Source organism: Elusimicrobiales bacterium, from assembly GCA_041651175.1.
Classification (GTDB): domain Bacteria; phylum Elusimicrobiota; class Elusimicrobia; order Elusimicrobiales; family Elusimicrobiaceae; genus JAQTYB01.
This window is the reverse complement of sequence record JBAZJT010000012.1, coordinates 38,097-60,087: the sequence shown is the minus strand read 5'-3', so window position 1 is coordinate 60,087 and position 21,991 is coordinate 38,097. Positions and strand designations below refer to the sequence as shown.

12 protein-coding genes are annotated in these 21,991 nt (G+C 60.0%); all 12 read left to right on the top strand.

What is annotated here, in order from left to right:
- Window positions 1-2: 2 nt before the first annotated feature.
- The 12 genes from WC421_07910 to WC421_07855 are packed head-to-tail and all read left to right on the top strand — an operon-like array spanning window position 3 to window position 21,988.
- Complete coding sequence (locus tag WC421_07910; protein MFA5162157.1) at window positions 3-12,128, top strand: FlgD immunoglobulin-like domain containing protein; 12,126 nt, start codon at window positions 3-5, stop codon at window positions 12,126-12,128.
- Between the two features lie 15 nt (window positions 12,129-12,143).
- On the top strand, window positions 12,144-13,118 hold the full coding sequence (locus WC421_07905) for a UPF0164 family protein (protein MFA5162156.1): 975 nt from the start codon (window positions 12,144-12,146) through the stop codon (window positions 13,116-13,118).
- A 4-nt stretch (window positions 13,119-13,122) separates the two neighbouring features.
- Window positions 13,123-13,332, top strand: coding sequence for a hypothetical protein (locus WC421_07900; protein MFA5162155.1), 210 nt, complete (start codon window positions 13,123-13,125; stop codon window positions 13,330-13,332).
- A gap of 30 nt (window positions 13,333-13,362) precedes the next feature.
- Window positions 13,363-13,551: a hypothetical protein gene (locus WC421_07895; protein MFA5162154.1), complete on the top strand. Its 189-nt coding sequence runs from the start codon at window positions 13,363-13,365 to the stop codon at window positions 13,549-13,551.
- A gap of 39 nt (window positions 13,552-13,590) precedes the next feature.
- Window positions 13,591-13,791: a hypothetical protein gene (locus WC421_07890; GenBank protein MFA5162153.1), complete on the top strand. Its 201-nt coding sequence runs from the start codon at window positions 13,591-13,593 to the stop codon at window positions 13,789-13,791.
- A 20-nt stretch (window positions 13,792-13,811) separates the two neighbouring features.
- The gene (locus WC421_07885) at window positions 13,812-14,342 is read left to right on the top strand and encodes a TadE family protein (GenBank protein MFA5162152.1); all 531 of its coding nucleotides are present in this window, start codon (window positions 13,812-13,814) and stop codon (window positions 14,340-14,342) included.
- Complete coding sequence (gene cpaB / locus WC421_07880) at window positions 14,335-15,141, top strand: Flp pilus assembly protein CpaB (GenBank protein ID MFA5162151.1); 807 nt, start codon at window positions 14,335-14,337, stop codon at window positions 15,139-15,141. Before WC421_07885 ends, cpaB begins: the two co-directional genes overlap by 8 nt.
- Window position 15,142: 1 nt before the next feature.
- The gene (locus tag WC421_07875) at window positions 15,143-15,907 is read left to right on the top strand and encodes a type II and III secretion system protein (GenBank protein ID MFA5162150.1); all 765 of its coding nucleotides are present in this window, start codon (window positions 15,143-15,145) and stop codon (window positions 15,905-15,907) included.
- 1 nt (window position 15,908) lies between these two features.
- Window positions 15,909-18,161 carry an ATPase, T2SS/T4P/T4SS family gene (locus WC421_07870; protein ID MFA5162149.1) on the top strand — a complete coding sequence of 751 codons (2,253 nt, stop codon included), beginning with the start codon at window positions 15,909-15,911 and terminating at the stop codon, window positions 18,159-18,161.
- A gap of 2 nt (window positions 18,162-18,163) precedes the next feature.
- A complete protein-coding gene (locus WC421_07865; protein MFA5162148.1) occupies window positions 18,164-19,735 on the top strand; it encodes a type II secretion system F family protein in 1,572 nt (523 codons plus the stop codon).
- 3 nt (window positions 19,736-19,738) lie between these two features.
- On the top strand, window positions 19,739-20,638 hold the full coding sequence (locus tag WC421_07860; protein MFA5162147.1) for a type II secretion system F family protein: 900 nt from the start codon (window positions 19,739-19,741) through the stop codon (window positions 20,636-20,638).
- Window positions 20,639-20,641: 3 nt separating this feature from the next.
- Window positions 20,642-21,988 (top strand): hypothetical protein, encoded by a 1,347-nt coding sequence (locus tag WC421_07855; GenBank protein ID MFA5162146.1) that lies wholly within the window; start codon window positions 20,642-20,644, stop codon window positions 21,986-21,988.
- The last annotated feature ends 3 nt before the right edge of the window (window positions 21,989-21,991 follow it).

Below are 21,991 nucleotides of genomic sequence, written 5' to 3'. Positions count from 1 at the left end.
ATATGGCGGTTTATGCCGGAGCGAGGCTGCTGCGCTGTGTGCGGAATGGACTTGCGAAAACTGGCGTTTTCGCCGGTCTGTGCCTTGCCGTTTCCGCCATACTGCCGGCGAAGTCTCTGGCCCAGAACCTCTACGTCTCCAACATAGACGTCTACTACGCCACGGGCGGCGGCGACCAGTATTGCATAGGCCAGTATAACTTCGCCAACTGCAGCTGGCTCAACGGCTGTCGTTCCTACGGCGATACAAGCGGCGGACAGAATCCGGTAGCCACGGCCGCGCTTATAGAATACGATCAGCCGAACCTGCATGCCGCCTATCCCGCGGCCTGCCTTGCCTTGTGCGCCACTTTGCAATGCGTCAACACCCAGCCGCCCACACACAACTCCACCACCGGCGAACTAATTCCCGAGCATACCGCGGCATTCGGCGTGGACGAGCTGACCTTTGAGGTGTTCAAATTCCAGGCGGGCGCCAATCCGCTGGACCCGGGGTCCGCGCCGCCGATCCGGACCATACCGCTCTACAACGTCGGCACCTGCCCGCCGGACACTGCGATGTACCAGTTCGCGCCCAAATGCGCGGCCTGGGACGGCTATTACAACATAGACGGCGAATTCGGCAAGACAAACGGCCAGTTCGGCTTCCGCGCGCATGTCAAAACCAACCAGTCCGGCCCCAGTATCGGCAATATCACCATTGAGCAGACCTCCGCCTATCCGGGCCAGAACCAGTATCCGATAACCGTGAACGTCACCGATATTCACTCCCTCAGAAGTTCCCCTACGGTAGTCGGCAAGATAACGCCTGTGGCGGCGGAGCCGTACAATATCCAGTACCGCCTCAGCAAGGACGCGGTTACCAGCGTCAGGATAGAGACCTGCAACGGCTCCGGCACCTGCGCCACCGTGCGCAATATAGCCACCAATCAGCCGCGTTTCGGCGAAGGCACGCCTAACGGCACTCTGGCCAACGGCGATTCCTGGGACGGGCGCAACAACGCCGGCGACATGATGAGCGCCGGCAACTACATAGCCAGGATAGCGGCCTATTCCAACGATGATGCCGGGCAGGACATCGCGTATCCCGCCGCCCACCAGATTTCCATGGACCCGCTGCAGATAACGGATTTCCGGGTCAAATCTCTTGGCTCTGGCGCCACGGACCTGGCTTCCGTGAGCTATATGCTTACGGAGTCTGCGACGGTATACATGTATGTTTACCCGGCGGATACCACTTTCGGCGACGTCAATACCGTGCCGCCCACCGCGTCCAACACGCCCATCTACTCAAGGATTGAGGCGCAGCCTTTCCGGCAGTCCGCCCCGCCCACCATGACCACCTGGGACGGGCGCGACAACAACAATAACATTGTTGAAGACGGCGACTACATTTACGCGATATGGGCGTCAATGCCGGGCTGCACGCATACGGAGGGCGACGCGACCTGCACGCATACCACGATATACACACAGAAGGCCTATACCGGAATCGTCTCCATTAACAGGGGCTTCCCCGCGGCGCTGCTGGCGCCTTCCTCCACCGTGATAGGCTCTTCGCCTTCGGTGTCCAACGTGCCGCCGTATCAGTTGAAATACTCCTACGACCGCACGTGCAGCATAAGCCTCCAGATAACAACCACCGACGGCACACTGGTGCGCACCCTGCTTGTCAACTCCACTCCGGTTGACGCATATCCCACCTTCGTTTACTGGGACGGCAAGGACGACGACGGCAATTATGTTGACGACGGCATGTACATGGCCGTCATGCAGGCGCAGGACCCGCTGTTCCCGGGAAAAACCTTCAGGTCTTACCAGACATTCCCGGTGGGGCAGTTCAGGATGACGGACGTGGTCATAGCCCCGCTGCTGGGCAACACCACCGCCCAGGCGGCCATTTCCTACCTGCTCAGCAACACCCTGCATACCGACATAAGAATTTATCCGCCCGGCACTATTGTCCCCACCGCCGGAACATGGCCGCCCACCGTTGCCGCCACGCCCGTAAAGACATTCACCGATGTGCGCCCCGGCAAGATGAAAATAACCGAGGTTTGGGACGGTCTGGACCCCGCCACCCACGAGCAGGTGGCCGACGGGCTCTATCCGGTGCTGATGATGGCTTATGACGACGCCACGCCCGCGCATTATGTGACGGACCGCATGGTGGTCATGCTGCCCATAGCGCGCGGGCCGGTGTATGTGAGCGATATTTCCATGACCTCCACCGTCATAGGGTCTTCGCCGGCGCTTTCCAATCAGCCGCCGTTCAATTTCATTTTCTCCTATAACCGTCCGTGCACCTTCAACCTTCGCATATTCACCACGGGCGGCACGCTTGTGAGGGACGTGCTCAACGGCTACATGCCGGCGGACACCCTGCAGACCACGGTGCCCTGGGACGGCATGGACGACCAGGGCCGCTACGTCTCCTCCGGCACGTATGTGGCTGAGCTTGACGCCGCCGACACCCTGGACCCCACCAAGACCACGATGTCCCATGTCAGTTTCCTGCTGGACCAGTTCAGGCTTACCGACTTGTCGGTGACGCCGCTGCTTGGCAGCGCCACCTCTCAGGCGGGTATTTCCTACATGCCCAGCCAGACGATGAATACCGATATACGGATTTATCCGCCCGGCACGCAAATTCCCACGGATACATGGCCGCCGCCTTATGTGATAAATTCCACCGCGCCGGTCAAGACTTTCAATAACGTGCGCCCCGGCAGGCTCAAGGCCACGGAATACTGGGACGGCATGTCAGGCAACGTGCCGCTGCCGGACGGGCTGTATCCGGTGGTCGTGCTGGCCTACAGCACCGCGCCGGTTGCGGTCTTTGACCCCACCGGCGTAACCAGCGTTTCCGTGCCGTATTATTACGCGACGGACCGCGTGGTGCAGATGATTTCCATAGCGCGCGGGCCGCTGTATGTCCGCGACGTGGCGATGACGTCTTCCGTGGCGGGCTCCTCGCCGGCGATGTCCAACCTCAATCCGTTCACTTTCAGCTACTCCTACAACAGACCCTGCGTGGTTGACCTGCAGATACGCACTTCCACCGGCGCGCTGGTGCGCGACCTGTTAAAGGACTATAAACCGGGCGATACGTACCAAAGCACCGTTTACTGGGACGGCCTTGACGACGCCGGACGGTATGTCTCCTCCGGCACTTATGTGGCGGCCCTTTTCGCCTACGATGTTTTCTTCCCGACTCAAACGGCCACATCTTACACGCAATTCTCGGTTGACATGTTCAGGATAACCGACCTGGAAACCACGCCGCTTCTGGGCGGGACGACGTCTCAGGGAACGGTGTCCTACATGCTCAGCCAGACCATGAATACCGATGTCATCATCTACCCTCCGGGCACGCAGGTGCCGACTGACGGGGCCTGGCCCCCCGCAGTTTCCACCCCGCCGGTGATGTCGTTTAACGGCGTGCGCCCGGAGCGGCTGAAGGTTACGGAATTCTGGGACGGGGTGTCCACGACCACGCATACCTCCATGCCGGACGGGTTGTATCCCGTCGCCGTGCTGGCCTACAGCACCGCGCCGGTGGCCGTTTACGACCCGTTTTCCAACACCATAAGCACGGTGCCGTACTATTATGCCACCGACCGCGCGGTGCAGATGCTTACCGTTTCGCGCGGGCCGGTGTATCTTAACGATTTGTCCATGACGGCGACCACGGTGGGGTCCTCCCCCGCGGTTTCAAACGTGGCGCCGTTCACCATAAAGTTCTCGTACAACAAGCCGTGCTCCGTGGATGTGCGCATAATCACCTCCACCGGCGCGCTGGTGAGGGATTTGATTATCGGCTACAGGCCGGCGGACGCCTACCAAAGTTCGGTCATCTGGGACGGGCGGGACGATTTGGGGCGCTACGTGTCGTCCGGCACATACGCGGCGGAGGTTACCGCCTACGATTCCCTGTTCCCCGCGAAGACTTTCACGGCCTATACCTACTTCCTGGTGGACCAGTTCAGGATCACCGATATATCCGTGTTGCCGCTGCTCAGCGGCGCCACCGCGCAGGGCGCGGTGTCCTACATGCTCAGCCAGACGATGAACACCGATATACGGATATATCCGCCCGGCACACAAGTGCCGACCAACGATGTCTGGCCGCCGGTTATTTCCACCGCGCCGGTCATGGTGTTCAACGGCGTCCGGCCCGAGAAGCTGAAGGTTACCGAATTCTGGGACGGCATTTCCACCTTTACCCACACCATACAGCCGGACGGGCTTTATCCCGTGGTCATAACGGCCTACAGCACCGCGCCGGTGGCGGTTTACGACGCGTTCTCCAACACCATAAGCACCGTCCCCTATTACTACGCGACGGACCGCACGGTGTATATGATGACGGTGGCCCGCGGGCCGCTTTATCTCCATGACGTGGCCATGACCTCGTCGGTGGCGGGTTCTTCGCCGGCGCTTACCAGCCTGGCGCCGTTCACCTTCAATTTCTCCTACAACCGGCCGTGTTCGGTTGATGTGAAGATACTGACCTCCACGGGCGCGGTTGTGCGGGATTTGATAGTCAATTACAGGCCGGCGGATTCATACCAGAGTTCGGTCATATGGGACGGGCGGGACGATCTGGGCAGATATGTCTCTTCCGGCACTTATATGGCCGAGCTTACGGCTTATGATGTCTTTTTCCCGACGCAGTCCGTGCGCTCGTACACATACTTCAACGTGGACCAGTTCCGCCTTGGCGATGTCTATGTCTCTCCGCTTCTGGGCGGCACCACGGCGCAGGGGTCGGTGTCCTATCTGCTCAGCCAGACGATGAACACCGACATACGGATATATCCGCCCGGCACGCAGATAGCCACCAACGATGTATGGCCGCCCGCCATCACCACCGCGCCGGTCATGTCGTATGCGGGCGTGCGCCCGGAACGGCTGAAAATAACCGAATTCTGGGACGGCGTTTCCACCACCACCAACACGACTCTGCCGGACGGGCTCTATCCGGTGCTGGTTATGGCCTACAGCACCGCGCCGGTGGCAATTTATGACCCGCAGGCCAATACAATAACGCAAGTCTCGTCTTATTACGCCACCGACAGGGTGGTTCAGATGCTGACTGTCTCGCGCGGGCCGGTTTACCTGAGCGACGTGTCCATGACTTCCACGGTGGCGGGTTCCTCTCCCTCGCTGAATTATCTGCCGCCGTACACCGTCAAGTTCTCCTACAACCGGCCCTGCGCGGTGGACGCGCGCATAATCACCTCCACCGGCGCGCTGGTGCGCGACCTGGTAATAGGCTACAAGCCGGCGGACACGGCGCAGAATTCCATAGTGTGGGACGGCAAGGATGATTTGGGACGCTACGTTTCCTCCGGCACATACGCGGTAGAACTGAAAGCCTACGATGTCCTGTTTCCGGAGAAAGTATTCACCGCCTACACTTACTTCATAGCGGACCAGTACCGCATAACGGACATAGCGGTGTCCTCGCTGCTGGGCGGTGCAACCGCGCAGGGGTCGGTAACCTATCTGCTTGGCCAGACCATGGCGACCGACATACGGATATATCCGCCAGGCACGCAGATAGCCACAAACGGCGCGTGGCCGCCCGCCATCACCACCGCGCCGGTGATGACATACACCGGCATAAGACCCGGCAAAATGCGCACGACCGAGTTCTGGGACGGCATTTCCACAACCACGCACGTCACTCTGCCGGACGGTTTGTATCCGGTGCTGGTGATGGCCTACAGCACCGCGCCGGTAGCCATATACGACACCGCCGCCAATACCGTGACCCAGCCGGCGCTCTATTACGCCACCGACCGCGTGGTGGAGATGATGACTGTTTCCCGCGGGCCTGTATATCTGAGCGATGTGGCGCTGGCTTCCAGCGTGGCCGGTTCCTCTCCCGCGCTTACCAGCCTGGCGCCGTTTACCATAGGGTTTTCCTACAACAGGCCGTGCGCGGTGGATGTGCGCATAATCACCTCCACCGGCGCGCTGGTGCGGGACCTGGCCATAGGCTACAAGCCGGCGGACGCGACGCGCGGTTCCGTTTCCTGGGACGGACGGGATGATTTGGGCAGATATGTTTCCTCCGGCACATACGGGGCGGAGATTACCGCCTACGACGCGCTGTTCCCGGAAAAAACCTTCACCGCCTATGTGTATTTCCCGGTGGATCAGTTCAGGATAACGGACATCGCGGTTTCTCCGCTGCTCAGCGGGGCCACCGCGCAGGGGGCGGTGTCATATCTGCTCAGCCAGACTATGAATACAGATGTGCGGATATATCCCCCCGGCACGCAGATTCCCACCAATGGCGCGTGGCCGCCGGTCATATCCACGCAGCCGGTGATGGTATTCAACGGCGTGCGCCCGGAGAGGCTGAGGGTAAACGAATTCTGGGACGGCGTCTCCACCTTTACCCATGTCATTCAGCCGGACGGACTGTATCCGGTGGTGGTGATGGCCTACAGTACCGCGCCGGTGGCCATCTACGACCCGGCTTCCAACACTATAACCAGCGTCCCGTATTACTACGCCACGGACCGCGTGGTGCAGATGCTGACCATAGCGCGCGGCCCGCTGTATCTCAATAATGTGGCCATGACTTCCACGGTGGCGGGCGCCTCTCCGACATTGTCCAACCTGCCGCCGTTCAATTTCTCGTTCTCTTACAGCAGGCCGTGCAGCGTGGACGTGCGGATACTGACTTCCACCGGCGCCCTCGTGCGCGATTTGGTCAGCGGCTACAATCCGGGCGACACCTATCAGAGTTCCGTCGTCTGGGACGGGCGGGACGACCTGGGCAGGTTTGTCTCCTCCGGCACCTACATGGCGGAACTGATAGCCTACGACGTGTTCTTCCCCACGCAGTCGGTGCGTTCCTATACGTATTTCATAGCGGACCAGTTCAGGATAAGCGACGTGTCCGTTGCGCCGCTGCTGGGCGGGGCTACCGCGCAGGGCGCCGTGTCCTACCTGCTTGGACAGACCATGGCGACCGACATACGGATATATCCGCCGGGAACGCAGATAGCCACAAACGGCGCGTGGCCGCCTGTGGTCTCCACCGCGCCGGTGATGACCTATTCCGGCGTGCGCCCCGGCAGGCTGCCGGTGAGCGAATTCTGGGACGGCGTTTCCACGACCACAAATATCACCCAGCCAGACGGGCTGTATCCGGTGGTGGTGCTGGCCTACAGCACCGCGCCCGTCGCCGTATACGACACCGCCGCCAATACCGTAACCCAAATGTCTTCCTACTGTGCCACGGACCGGATTGTGGGGATGATGACGGTTTCGCGCGGGCCGATATATCTGAGCGAGATGTCGGTGCTGTCAACGGTGGCGGGTTCAACGCCGTCGCTTGGCAATCTGCCGCCGTATACCGTGAAATTCGCCTATAACCGGGACTGCGCGGTGAACGTGCGCATTATCACTTCCACGGGCGCGCTGGTGCGCGACATAACCGCCGGCTATAAAGTCGCGGACGGATCCCAGAGTTCCGTGGTATGGGACGGGCGGGATGATATGGGCAGATTCGTCTCCTCCGGCACATATGCATTTCAGTTGACGGCTTACGACTCTCTCGCTCCGGCGAAAGTATTCACGGCCTACAGCTACTTTGTGGCGGACCAGTTCCGCATAGTGGATGTGGCGGTGGCGCCGCTGCTGGGCGGGGCGACGGCTCAGGGCTCCATCACTTATCTGATGGGCCAGACCATGAACACCGACATACGGATATATCCGCCGGGCACGCAAATTCCCACAAACGGCGCGTGGCCGCCCGCCATTTCCACCCAGCCGGTTATGGTGTTCAGCGGCGTGCGCCCTGAAAAATTGCGGGTGACGGAATTCTGGGACGGTGTCTCCACCAATACCCACACGATGCAGCCGGACGGGCTCTATCCCGTGCTGCTGACGGCCTACAGCACCGCGCCGGTGGCCGTCTACGACCCGCAGGCCAACACAATCACGCAGGCCGCGTCCTATTACGCTACGGACAGAATTGTGCAGATGCTGACTGTTTCGCGCGGGCCGGTGTATTTAAGCGATGTGTCCATGACTTCCACGGTGGCAGGCTCGTCGCCGGCGCTCAGCTATCTGCCTCCGTATACCGTGAAGTTCTCGTATAACAGGCCGTGCGCGGTCAGCGTGAAAATCGTAACATCCACCGGCGCGCTGGTGCGCGAGATTGTCAGCGGCTACCAGCCGGCGGACGCGACGCAGGGCTCAGTTTCCTGGGACGGGCGGGACGATCTGGGCAGATTCGTCTCCTCCGGCACATACGGCGCGGAACTGACGGCCTACGACACGCTGTTCCCGGACAAGACTTTCACCGCCTATGTCTATTTCCAGGTGGACCAGTTCAGGATTTCAGACCTGGCGATTTCGCCGCTGCTTAGCGGGGCCACGGCGCAGGGCGCCATCTCCTACCTGCTGAGCCAGACGATGAACGCCGACATCCGGATTTATCCGCCCGGCACGCAGATACCCACAACCGGCGCGTGGCCGCCTGCCATTTCCACCGAGCCGGTGATGATATTTGACGGCGTGCGCCCGGAAAAGATGAGGGTAACCGAGTATTGGGACGGCGTCTCCACAAACACCCATGCCGTGCAGCCGGACGGCGTGTATCCGGTTGTGATAATGGCCTACAGCACCGCGCCGGTTGCGGTGTACAACCCGCTTTCCAACAGCATAAGCACGGTTCCCTATTACTACGCGACCGACAGAATCGTGCAGATGCTTACCGTGGCGCGCGGCCCGCTGTACCTGCGCGACGTGTCCATGACGTCGTCTGTAACCGGCTCGTCGCCGGTGCTGGCCAATCTGCCGCCGTTCGGGCTGACGTTCTCGTACAACCGCTCCTGCACGGTGGACGCGCGGATACTGACCTCCACCGGCGCGCTGGTGCGCGACATAATAAACGGCTACAGGCCGGCGGACGTGTACCAGAGCTCCGTTTACTGGGACGGGCGGGACGATGCCGGCAGGTTCGTTTCCTCGGGCACTTATATAGCCGAGCTTATCGCCTACGACGTGTTCTTCCCCACGCAGTCGGTGCGCTCGCAGACCTATTTCATCGCGGACCAGTTCAGGCTGGGGGATGTGTCGGTGTCGCCGCTGCTGGGCGGCGCCACCGCGCAGGGGTCGGTAACTTATCTGCTCAGCCAGACCATGAACGCCGATATACGGATTTATCCGCCCGGAACCAAAATAGCCACCGGCGGCGCGTGGCCGCCCGCGATTTCAACCGAGCCGGTGATGGTGTATACCGGCGCGCGCGCCGGAAGGCTGCGGACAACGGAATTCTGGGACGGCGTGTCCACCCACACCAGAACGATGCAGCCGGACGGCATTTACCCCGTGCTGATGACGGCCTACAGCACCGCGCCCGTCGCCATCTACGATACCGCGGCCAATACGGTAACCGAGGTGAACTCCTATTACGCCACCGACCGCGTGGTGGAGATGATGACCGTTTCCCGCGGGCCGCTCTACATAAGCGATGTTTCCATGACCGCTACGGTTGTGGGCGCTTCGCCGTCCATATCCAACCTGGCGCCGTTTACGTTCAGATTCGCGCTCAACAGGGCGGCGGTGGTGGATTTGAAGATTCTCACCTCCACCGGCGCGGTGGTAAAGGACCTGCTGGTCAGCTACAAGCCGGTTGACTCCTACAACGTGTCCGTCCAGTGGGACGGCACGGACGATTTGGGCCGCTACGTCTCCTCCGGCACATACACGGCGGAAATTTCCGCATACGACGCCCAGTTCCCGGAAAAGACCGCCGCCTCGTACACCTATTTCCTGGTGGACCAGTTCAGGATTATAGACGCATCTGTTACCCCGCTGCTGGGCGGCACGACGTCGCAGACGGCCATCTCGTACCTGATGAGCCAGATGATGAACACCGACATCCGCGTCTATCCGCCCGGGACCGCAATTCCGTCGGCAGGCGCCTGGCCGCCGGTCATAGCCACGGCGCCGGTCAAGACGTTTAGCAGCGTCCGCCCCGGCAGGCTGAAGGTAACCGAGCTCTGGGACGGCTATTCCGGCGACGTGATGCTGGCCGACGGCCTCTATCCCGTGGTGATGATGGCCTACAGCACCGCGCCCGTGGCGGTTTACAATCCGGCTTCCAACATAATCAGCACGGCCACGTACTATTACGCCACCGACAGGGTGGTGGAGATGCTGCAAATTTCGCGCGGGCCGCTGTATCCCAGCGACTTTGCGGTTACGGCTTCGGTGCTGGGCTCGTCGCCGGAGATAGCCAATCTGCCGCCGTACAGCTTCCGATTCGCCTATACCCGCCAGTGCGCGGTGGGGCTGCGCATTCTGACTTCCACCGGCGCAGTGGTGCGCGACCTTACCAACGGCTACAAACCCACCGACTCCTTCCAGGCATCCGTCAACTGGGACGGCATAAACGACAACGGCTATTTCGTCTCTTCCGGCACATACACCGCAGAGCTTGTGGCCTACGACACCACATTCCCGGACAAGGTTACCAAGTTCTACTTCAACTTCCTGGTGGACCAGTTCAGGATAACCGATGTCAGCGCCACGCCGCTGCTGGGCGGCGCGTCGGCGCAGGCGTCCATCACCTACATGCTCAACCAGACGATGAATGCCAATATCTACATTTACCCGCCGGGCACCGCCATCCCGACCGCCGGCGTCTGGCCGCCTTCCATAACTACCGCTCCGGTGATGACTTTTATCGGCGTGAAACCCGGCAGATTCAAGATAACCGAGTACTGGGACGGCATCCGCAACCAGGTGATGGAGCCGGACGGGCTGCATCCGGTGGTCATACTGGCCTACAGCACCGCGCCGGTGGCGGTCTATAACCCGGGCGCCAACCAGATTGTTTCCGTGCCGGCCTATTACGCAACGGACAGGATAGTAGCTATGCTGCCGGTAACGCGCGGCCCGGTGTTCCTCAACGATGTGAACATCCTGCCCACCGTGCCCAATCTGGCCAATTCAAGCGACACGGTCAAGCTGCCGCCGTACCAGGTATCGTTCACCGTAACGCGGCTGTCGTCTGTCACCATAAGCGCCATAGACATCACCGGCGCGCGCTGCACGGCGCCCAAATTCGTCAACAACATCTGCAAGCACATAAACGCGGGCTCGCTATACGACGCCGGAGTCATGAACCGCGAATACTGGGACGGCACAGACGATTACGGCCAGCCGGTTTCCATAGGCGCGTATCAGATTCAGATAGTGGCCTACAACTATCCGGGCGAGAATTTGCAGCAGGCCACCACATACCAGAATCCGATAGACGTAAATCCCTTCCAGGTCTACGACATCGGCATCGGCGACATAACCGCCAGGGTAAGCAGCGGCACGGTGGCTTATCAGTTGTCGCTGCCCATGAAGACGGCGGTGCAGATATTCAAGCCGGGCATCAAGATTGATCCGGCCACCGGCGCGCCGCGCGACCCGCTTGGCAATGCCGCCACGCCGATAAAAGTGCTAAGCGGCATACAGCCGATGCAGAGCGTGGTGCACGACATCTGGGACGGAACCGACACATCGCTGCGGCCGGTTCCCGACGGCAATTACGTGTTTCGCATAGTAAGTTCCACAGACAGCCGGCTTGTGGACTGGGTAACCGGCGATATCTGCAAACTGGGAGATTCGTGCTACAAGGATATCCGCTATGTGGCCGACATCAAGGCCTACACAACGCCGCTGGTGCTTACCGTCTCCCGCGGGGCGGGGGTAACGGGGGACGTGTGCGACTATTTCGGAGAGAACACTGTTTTCTATCCCAATCCGCTGCGTCAGTCCAAGGGCTGCTTTGACTTCGGCAATTTCGTGCCCGTTCAGGGAGATTATTCGCTGCGCATTTACAACATAGCCGGCGAGAGCGTGTATTCCAGGCAGTGGTACGGCGTGCAGCCGTGGACGCAGTTGTGGACGGAGTGGAACCGCGTCAACGACACCGGCAACCAGGTCGCGCGCGGCGTTTACTTTGCGGTGCTGCAGTTAAAGAGCTCAACCGGCAGCAGGCAGGTGTGCCAGGTGGTCAGAAAGCTGTTGCTGCCGGATAATACGGGGCCGACACCCCCGTCCGGCTACAAGTGTCCGAGGTTTACGTATACGCTGCAATAGGGGTTTGGCGGCACTATGGCAAAACCGGTGATTTTAAAAATTGCGGCTGCCGCGGCGGCGGTGGCGCTGGCCTGCCAGGCCGTTATGGCCGGGGGCGGCGCGGGCAGCGGCGCGGGCGCGTTTATGAAGCTGCCCATAGGCAGCGCGCGCGGCACCGCGCTGGGCCATTCCTATACCGCGCTGGCGGAAGGGGCGGACGGGCTGTCCTGGAATCCCGCCGCGCTGGCCACCGTTTCGCAGCGGGAACTGGCGTTTTCGCACATAAGCTGGTTCCAGGATTACGGCGGCAATTACGCGGCTTATGCGCAGCCGATGGGCTCGTGGGTTGTGGGCGTCAATTTCGCGTATCTGAGCATAGACAATTTCGACGTGCGCGACATCTACGGCATGGGCGGCAATACCGAAACCGTGTCGGTCAACAACACGTTCGGTTCGGTCGCGCTGTCGCGCGCGTTTTTCAAGGAAAAATTCATGCTGGGAGGAGCGCTAAAGCGCGTCTCCGAGGGCAATGACGGCAGCAACTATTCCAGCATGTGCTTTGACCTCGGCGCCAAGGCCAGGCTTTTTGACAGGCTGCTGCTGGGCATGTCGCTTCAGAATCTGGGCGCCACCGGAGATGTGGTGCAGATGATGCGCACCGGCGCGGCTTGGGTGATAAACGATTACATCACCGTCTCCGGAGAGATAGAGACGCCCTCCGACAGCAGAACCCGCAAAGGCTTCGGCGCCGAGATAACCCTGCCGGAAAGCCTTATCCAGGTGGGCAAATTCTCTTTACGCGCCGGCTATTTTGACAACGACGACACCGGCGAAAATTACGATGACGGGATGCTCAAGACACTGGGGCTCAACCGCATATCGGACATTTCGCTGGGGGCGGGATTTTACTCCAATGAACTGGCGGGCTACGGCATCGGGATGGATTTCGCGGTCGCGCCCTATGGCGCTCTGGGCAAGGCCACCCAGATTTCGGTGAAGATCGCTTTTTGACTTTATGAGTATAGTAGGGTATATTATAACTGGCCTGCGCGCCGCGGCGGACAGGAGACCGCGTGGGCAGACGACGGTGGAATATCTGCTGACCACCGTCGCGCTTGTGATAACGTTCGCCGCGATGTACCGCTTTTTCGGCTGGTATCTGCTGGGCGCGTTCAAAGGCGGCGCGCGTATAGTTTTGACGATGTACAAGCAGGACCCGTGGTGATTTTGCGGGATATTAACCAGAGAGGTGTGTATGAAAAAATGGCTTAAGAGCGAGCGCGGTCAGAACACTGTGGAATACTTGCTGATGCTTACAGTCATCGTCGGTGTGGTGCTTATCGCCGGAGCTGCCATAAAACGGTTTATGCCCGGTCTGTTCGCGCAGATTCAGAACATGATAACCGGTGCGGCCGGTTCGCTGGGCGCTGGCGGCGGGCAATAGTTGCGGGGGCGGCTGCGCCCCACGGTGGCAGAGCTATTTATGAAAAAGATAGGCAGGCGCGGACAAAACACTGTGGAATATCTGCTGATGCTTACGGTCATTGTCGGCGTTGTGCTTATCGCCGGAGCGGCGCTTAAAAGGTACATACCCAAGCTGTTTCTGGAAATATCGGCGATGATAACCAATGCCGCGGTTACCAACGCCTCGGCCGGGACGGGAAACGCCGTTAGCACGCAGTAACCCGTCCGGCGGGGAGACTTATGCCCGTCGCCGCATTCAATTGCAGTCTCGGCGCGCCTATTACCGGCGCGCTGGCGCGCGCGCGGCGGCGCGGGCAGACGGTGGTGGAACTGCTGCTTATACTGCCGATTTTCGTGCTGATGATGTTTTTCATCATGGAGATAGGCAATATAGCGTTCCAGACCATACTGGTGCATCACTGCGCCTACGAGCTTGCCAGGATAGGCTCGCTGGTGGCGGGGCCGAATCAGGGCTCGTCGCGCGTGGCCTCTTCCAACATAAGCCTGGCGCGCGGCAAAATGTACGCTGCGCTCAAGCAGATGTTCCCCGCCGGCGGAACGCAGTTGGGCGTCAAGACGGAGGCCACCGGAGTGGACCCGCAGGTTACGGTGGGCGCGCATCTTAACGAGGATATAGTGGTTTCGCTGACATATAACGCGAAGCTTGTTTTTCCGGGGCCGAACGTGATTCTGGCCTCTTCGGGCATGAGGGGGCGCAAAAGGATAACCGCGACGGTGCGCATGCCCATAGAAAAACCGGTGTTTGACTGATAAGGGGCGCGCGCGCCTCAACATCAAGGAGCTGGTGATGGAAAAGAAAGGGATGCTGATTCCTCTTATTCTGGCGATTGGCGCCGCGATGATATACTGGATGGTGCTTACCAGCAAGGAAAACGCGCTGCGCCAGTCTTATACCATGAAGAAAGTGATAGTGGCCAACGCGGATTTGCCACCGCGCACCGTCCTCAAGGAAGATTTGATAGCGGTGGAAGACGTCCCGGCCCAGTACATGCAGGCGGACTCGTATGAGGTGGTCTCTTTCGCGGACGTAAAAAAGCTGGTCAACCTCGTTACCGCCGTGCGCATCCCCAAGGGCAACCAGATAACCCAGTACGCGCTGATGGAGCTCAGCCCCGAATCCGGACTGAGCGTGAAAATACCGCCCGGATTCCGCGGCTCCATACTTTCGGCGGACAATGACATTCTCAAACTTGTCAAACCCGGCGACAGGGTGGATGTGCTGGTTACCTTTGACGCCGTGATGGCAGACGGGCGCAAGGAAAAGGTTACCGCCACCATACTTCAGAATGTGCTGGTGCTGGGGGTGGGCAGCAACCTGGGCCAGGGGATGGATGCCAAGCTGGCCGCTTCAAAAGAGAAGAAAGAGGAGACAGAGGCCGCTTTCGCCGAGCGCGGCTCCGTCAGCATTGCCCTTAACCCGATAGAGGTGCAGTATCTGGCGCTGGCGCAGGAAGTGGGCAAAATCGCCATAGTCGTGCGCGGTCTGGGCGACACCGAAATGCACGCCATGGAAATGGCCAGCTTCAAGAAGCTCTTTACGCCCAAGTAACATGAAAAAATACCGCTCCGCGAAATTGCTGCTGCCCGTGCCGCTTATAGCGGCATGGGCGGCGGCGCTTGCCGCGCCGCAGGCATCGGCGCAGGACGCTCCGGGCGCGGACATCGTGGCCGTCAGCGCGGATGTCGTTGAAATATCCGGCTCCGAGCAAACCACAAAGGGCTTCACCTGGAACCAGCAGTTTGATTTCGCCGAAACCTCCATACCCGGCATATTCAGAATCGGCGATTTTGAACGCAAAACCGGCCTTGCCACCTCGCTGAAGCTGATGGAGCAGGAAGGCAGGGCGCAAATCCTCTCCAATCCCAAAGTGCTGACAAAAAGCGGCACGCAGGCCAATTTCGTGGTGGGCGGAGAGATACCGATTCCCTATACCAACAATCAGGGCGTCGGCGCCGATTACAAGAAATACGGCGTCATACTGAATATCCTGCCCGTCGTCATGCCGGAGAAAAAGAACGCCATAGACGTGCAGCTTCAGCTTGAAGTTTCCAACCCCGATTATTCCAAGACTGTTACGGTGCAGAACACCACGGTGCCTTCCATGGTAACCCGCCAGCTCCAGACCGAGGTGGAGCTTAAAAGCGGCGAGACCATGGTGCTGGGCGGCCTCAAGCAGAGCACGCGCAACGTGTCGGTCTCGCGCGTGCCGTTCCTGGGCAAAATACCGCTGCTGGGGCTGCTGTTTAAGCAGACCGACGTGGTGGAAACCCAGACGTCGCTGTTTCTGTTTGTAACGGTGGAGCTTGTGAAATAGTATGGTTGACACGCCAACGCAAAGTTCGGCGGCGCAGTCCAAGATAATAGTTTTCGCCGGTCCCAAGGAGGGGGTGGGCAAGACCACCATAGCCCTCAACCTCGCGCTGGCATGGGCGGGCATACAGCGCAGGACGGTGCTGATTGTCCCGCTGGACCCGCTGGCCCGCTGCGAGCATGCGCAGTTTCTGGGGCTTAACCCGCCTTCGGTGGCGGATCTGGTGCGCAGCCTGGGCGCGCAGTCGCTCACCATAGCCGGCGGCCTGCTAAAAGGCAAAATCCCCATCTCGCAATGGGGGGTGGGCGTGCTGCCGCTGGCCACCAAACGCTCCGACATACAGAAAATTTCGCCCCGCGTGATGCTGCCGATGCTGTCCAAGCTGTCCCAGACTTTTGACATTTTTCTGGACGTTGAATCCAATTTCCCGATGCAGACCTTCGCCTTTGACATCTCCGACATAGTGATGTGGGTGACGGAGCCGTCGCGCGCGCACCTCAACGCCACCGTGGGCATGTTCCAGGATTACCGCGAGATGCATTTCCCTCTGGACCGTTTTGAGGTCATCTGCAACCGCTACGACCTGCCCGGCTCCATAGAGCCGGAGGAGATAGAGAAATTTTTCAACCAGCTCAACAAGAAAGTGCTGGTGTTCCTGCCGTGGGAGGAAAGCATTCCGTTCCTGGCCAACCAGCTCAAGCTGGAGGTGGTGGAGCAGCCGCAGTCGCTGTGGGTCAAGGGGCTGCGGATGCTGCTTAGCCGCGTTCTCAATGTTCAGCCGATAGAAAAAAACTGGGCTTCCGCCGTTTCGGACGAGGATTTTACCCAGGCAGCCAGCGCGCTGTGGGCCACGCCCAAGTCTATCGGCGGGGGCGTGCATGTGGTGCCCCAGCAGTCGCAGAGCGCGGCGCAGGAGCAGGCCCAGTCCGCCTCGTCGGCGCCGCTGGTGGCGGTGCCGGCGTTCTGGGAGGAATTGAAACAGCAGGTGCACCGCGACGTCATCAAGATGCTTGAGATAGAGCATATCAGGATAAGCGACAATGCCGCCGCCAATGCCGAAACCCGCGCCAAAGTCTCCAGCATAGCCGACCAGCTGCTGGGCAAGCAGCCCAATCTCCAGCTCAGCCGCGAGCAGCGCATACGTTTTGTCAGCGAACTGATGGACGAAATCCTGGGACTTGGCCCGCTGGAAGAGCTGATGCGCGACCCGTCCATATCGGAAGTCATGGTGAACGCGCCGGACAGGGTCTACACGGAACGCTCAGGCAAAATAGTCCATACCAAGGTTCACTTCCGCGACGAGGACCATATAGTCCAGGTGATAAAAAGAATAGTCTCGCCGCTGGGCAAGCGCATAGACGAATCCGTCCCGCTGGTGGACGCCCGGCTGGGAGACGGCTCGCGCGTTAACGCCATCATAAGGCCGCTGGCGGTTTCCGGCCCCACGCTTACCATACGCCGCTTCTCGCAGAAACCGCTGGGACCGGAGGATTATTACCGGCTCGGATCCATCAGCCGCGAGGCGATGGACTTCCTGAAGGCCTGCGTGTTGCTGCGCAAGAACATCATAGTCAGCGGCGGCACCGGCACCGGTAAAACCACTTTTCTTAACGCGCTCTCCAGCTATATCCCGGAGGACGAGCGCATCATCACCGTGGAAGACACCGCGGAACTGCGTCTTCAGCAGAATCACTGGATACGTCTTGAAAGCAGGCCGCCCAACATAGAGGGAAAGGGCGAAATCACCATACGCGACCTTGTAAAGAACTGCCTGCGCATGCGCCCCGACCGCATAGTGGTCGGGGAGTGCCGCGGCGCCGAGGCGCTGGACATGTTGCAGGCGATGAACACGGGCCATGAAGGCTCGCTGACCACCATCCACGCCAACAACCCGCGCGACACTTTCACCCGTCTTGAGGCGATGTGCCTGCTGGCCGGCGCGGAACTGCCCATCTGGGCGCTGCGCGAGATGATATGCTCCGCCGTGCACATGGTGGTGCAGCTCACCCGTTTCGGCGATGGCTCGCGCAAGGTTACCTATATCACCGAGGTTACGGGCCGCGAGGAGAACCAGATTCTGACGCACGATATTTTCCGTTACACCCAGGTGGGCGTGGACGAGCGCGGCAAGGTCATAGGCAAATTCTCGCCCACGGGCGACCCGCCCAAGTTCTATCCCGAATTCGCGGCCAAGGGCATACAGGTTCCGATAGACGCCTTCTGGACCGACGAGCAGAAGAAGGTCCGCCGGAGATGAGAATGCAGATTCGGGTTCAGGTCCTGGCGCTGGCGTGGCTGGCCGCGTTTGCTGTCGCCGCCGGAGCGCAGATATTCGGAGCCGACGCCGGACGGCAGGCGCGCTACAACAATGTGGACTGCGCCGCCAAGAAGATGCAGCTTTTCTTCTACTACTACGATCCCGCCCGCAAGGCCGAATTCAACGATTTCACTCTTGTCTGCGGCGGAGGGCAGTACCGCTATCACATTCCCCGCTGGTTTGAGGACAATCTTCCTTCCATGATGTCCAAAAAAGCCTGGCGGGACCCGGTGGAGGGCGATTTGAGCGAAGCCAACCTCTGGCAGACCCCCATTTCGCTGCTTTACTCGTTTTTCGACCTGACAAAACGCACCTTCCCCGCGCGCGACAAGTTTGAAGGCGGCCAAGGCATACCGCCGGGCCTGCTGATAAAGGAATACGCGGACATAAGGGTGCGCTACCAGATGTCGCTGGACCGTATTTACCGCGCGCACCAGCATGACGCGATGAATGGCCGCGGCAGGACGCTGATGTCGTATTACGATTCCATCATGCGCCAGATGGAAGCCGTGGCGGAATCTATTTCCAGCAACAATAACACCCGCTTCAACAATGCCGTGAACATGACCGCCACGTTCAGCCAGGGTGCGTTTTCGCAGCTTTTCGGGCCGCCTCGCCACCAGAAAGTGAAGGTGGAGCCGTCCCCTCTGGACGAATATATTCCCGTCGCGCTCAAGCTGCTGGGCGTGCTGGTTATCTTTTTCGGCGTGCGCAAGGTGATAGGCAAGGACGACGAGGGCTTCAACCGCCTGGCCGAGGATTACATGACCCGCGTTACCGCCTGGACGGACGCTTTCAACAGGCAGTTCCTGCGCGTCAGGGTGCAGTATCTGGTGATGACGCCGGTGGTGGTGTTCATGATAGGCGGCGCGTTTTCCGGCAGCCTGCTGGCGTTTTTCGGCCTTACCGGCATGGGGCTCTATCTGGGGCTGCATATGCCGATGTGGGTGCTGAACTCGCTCAAGCTGCGGCGCGGCAGAAAGATAGACGTCCAGCTCATGGACGCGATAATACTGCTTTCAAACTCGCTCAAATCCGGTCTGGACATAGTGCAGGGGTTTGACCTTGTGGCGCGCGACCTGCAGGCGCCCATTTCCGAGGAGTTCGGGCTTGTCATTAAAAACTACCAGCTCGGCGCCACCTTTGAGCGCGCGATGGAAGGCATGGAGGAGCGCGTCGCCAGCCGCCTGCTGGCCTATATGATACGCGCCATAGTGCTTCAGCGCCAGGTGGGCGGCAACCTCACCAAGATTTTCGAGCGCATAGTGGACTATATTCGCGAGGAAAGCAAGCTGGAGGAGAAGGTGAAATCCCTCACCGCCCAGCAGAAAATACAGTCCATAGTGGTGGGCATAATGCCCTGGATAATGCTGGGCATAATGTTCATGTTCCAGGGCGAGCTTATGTCCAAGTTCTATTTCACCCCGATAGGCGCGGGCGTATTGTTTTTCTGCGCGGTGTGGATAGCCATAGGCATGAAAGTGGTGCAGAGCCTGGGCAACATAAAGGTGTAAATCATGGGGCAGCTTGACGCGGCATATGTGGTGATGCTGGTGCTGGCGGTTATCAGCACGATGGCGGTTTTCGTGCTGGTGCAGCGTTTTTTCGCGCCGCCGCCCAAGGACGAGGCGTCGCTTAGCGACCTGGTCAAGGAAAAAGCCGTAAAAGGCACCTCCGTCTTTGACAAGCTGGATCCCGACGGCGGAATGCTGGACAAGATAGACCTGTTCCTGGCAAAGCGCATGGGCATGCAGACCAAGCTGGAAACCATGCACATGCTGCTGGGCAGCCCCACCAAGCCGGACGCGCTGCAAATGCTGCACCTCAAGGAAATTGTGGGGGTGGTGGTGCCGACGGTGGCGGTGCTTATAACCGGCTCGGCCTATTTTATCGCCCTGGCGCCGCTGGGATTCATGTTCCCGGACCTGATATTTCTTGGCAGGATTCAGAAGCGCCAGGAGGAGATTCTGGGCAACTTCCCGACGCTGGTGGATCTGGCGGCCCTTATCATAGAAGCCGGCATAGACTACATGACCGCTTTTGAGAGGATTATAAAAACCACACCCGTCAGGACCGCGCTTGAATTTGAGGTGGAGATGATGCTGCACGAGGTGCAACTGGGCCGTTCCCGCCGGGAGGCGCTGCGGCGCATGGCGCTGCGCACCGGGCTGCAGGAAGTGCGCTCTTTCGTGGGCCTCATCATACAGTCCGACGAGCTGGGCACCAGCCTGGTGGACCTGATGCGCAATTTCTCGTCCGACATGCGCTTCCGGCGCATCAACCGCGCCGAGCGGCTGGCGGCGCAGGCTTCCACAAAGATGTTAATTCCGCTTTTCGTGTTCATATTTCCGACGGTGTTTATACTCATGCTCGCGCCCATGGTAAGCGATCTGCTAAAGGGAGGAATGCCGTTTTAATATATGGGTTTTCCCCGCTTCGCGCGCGCTGTGCTGATTGCCGCCGCCGCCACGGCGGCGGTTGCCGTTTGCGCGCGCGCCTCCGCGCCCGCGTCCGGCGGCGCTACCAGCATGGAGGGGTTGTTTCTGGGGCTTAGCAAGCTGGGGCTTGGCTCGGTGTCGGGACTTGAGGAAAAGAGGCAGTTTCTCACCACGGTTCAGCTGGAGAAGCAGAAGATACAGCGTAAAATGCTGGAAGGCATTTATGCCGACGCGCTGGAGTATTACCGCCGTGGCGACTGTGCGCGGGCGCAGGAACTGGCGGGCAAAATCGCCGCCATAGATCCTTCCTACACCGATGCCCAGGTGCTTGCGCAGGCCTGCACTGTTATCGGCCCCGTAGGCACGGCGGCGGCCAGACGCGCGCTGATTAAAGCCAGGATGGACGAGGCCACGGCACTCCACGAATCCGGCAGAAAGGTGGAGGCCGCCAACAAGCTGGAGGAACTGCTCAAGCTGTCCCCCGGGGACAAGAAGGCGCTGGAATTCCTTCGTCAGATTCGCGGGGAAATCGCGGCGGATTATGTGGCGCGCGGCCAGCAGTGCTACCAGCGCGGCGACATGCGTTGCGCCCTGAACCACTGGTATAACGCGTTGCTTATGGATTCGGACGACGGAAGCCTGCCCCCCCGCATAGCCTGGGCCGAAAGCGAGCTGCGCCGCCAGATGGCCGACACCAGGTTCAAAGCCGCGCTGGAGCTTTACGGCAAGGGCAAATACCTGGAATCTTATGCCACGCTCAAAACCGTGCTTGATTATTCCCCGGGCGACGGCCGCGCCCAGAAGCTGGTGGCCCAGGTGCGCGACGGGATTTCCGGAACATATGTGGACGAGGGCAGGAAGTTCTACGCCGCGCGGCTTTACACTCGCGCCATCGGCAGCTGGGGCAAGGCCAGGGACTGGGGTTATGATTCGGCCTATGTGGGGCAGCTTATAGCCCGCGCCAGGGAGCAGATGCAGCGTGAGGAAGAGTACCGCAGGGAAAAGGCCGAAAAGGCCAAGCGCGACGCCGAGGAGGCCGCCGAACGCGAGCGTAAGGAAGCGGAAGAGGTCGCCAAGCAGGATATTGCCGGACAACTGGGAGAAAACGCCGCCGGAGTGGAAAAGACGGGTGGCCCGGCCGGGGGCGTAAGCGAGGAGAACAGGCGCGCCTCCTCCCAGCATTTCCAGAACGGCCTGAAATTTTTCCAGGACGGCGATTACGAGAAGGCCCGCAACGAATGGACGCTGGCCAAGCAACTGGATCCCGGCAGTTCCGACGCGGACGCCGGTCTCAAGCGCGTGGACCAGATGTACGGCGGCGGGCAATAGGTG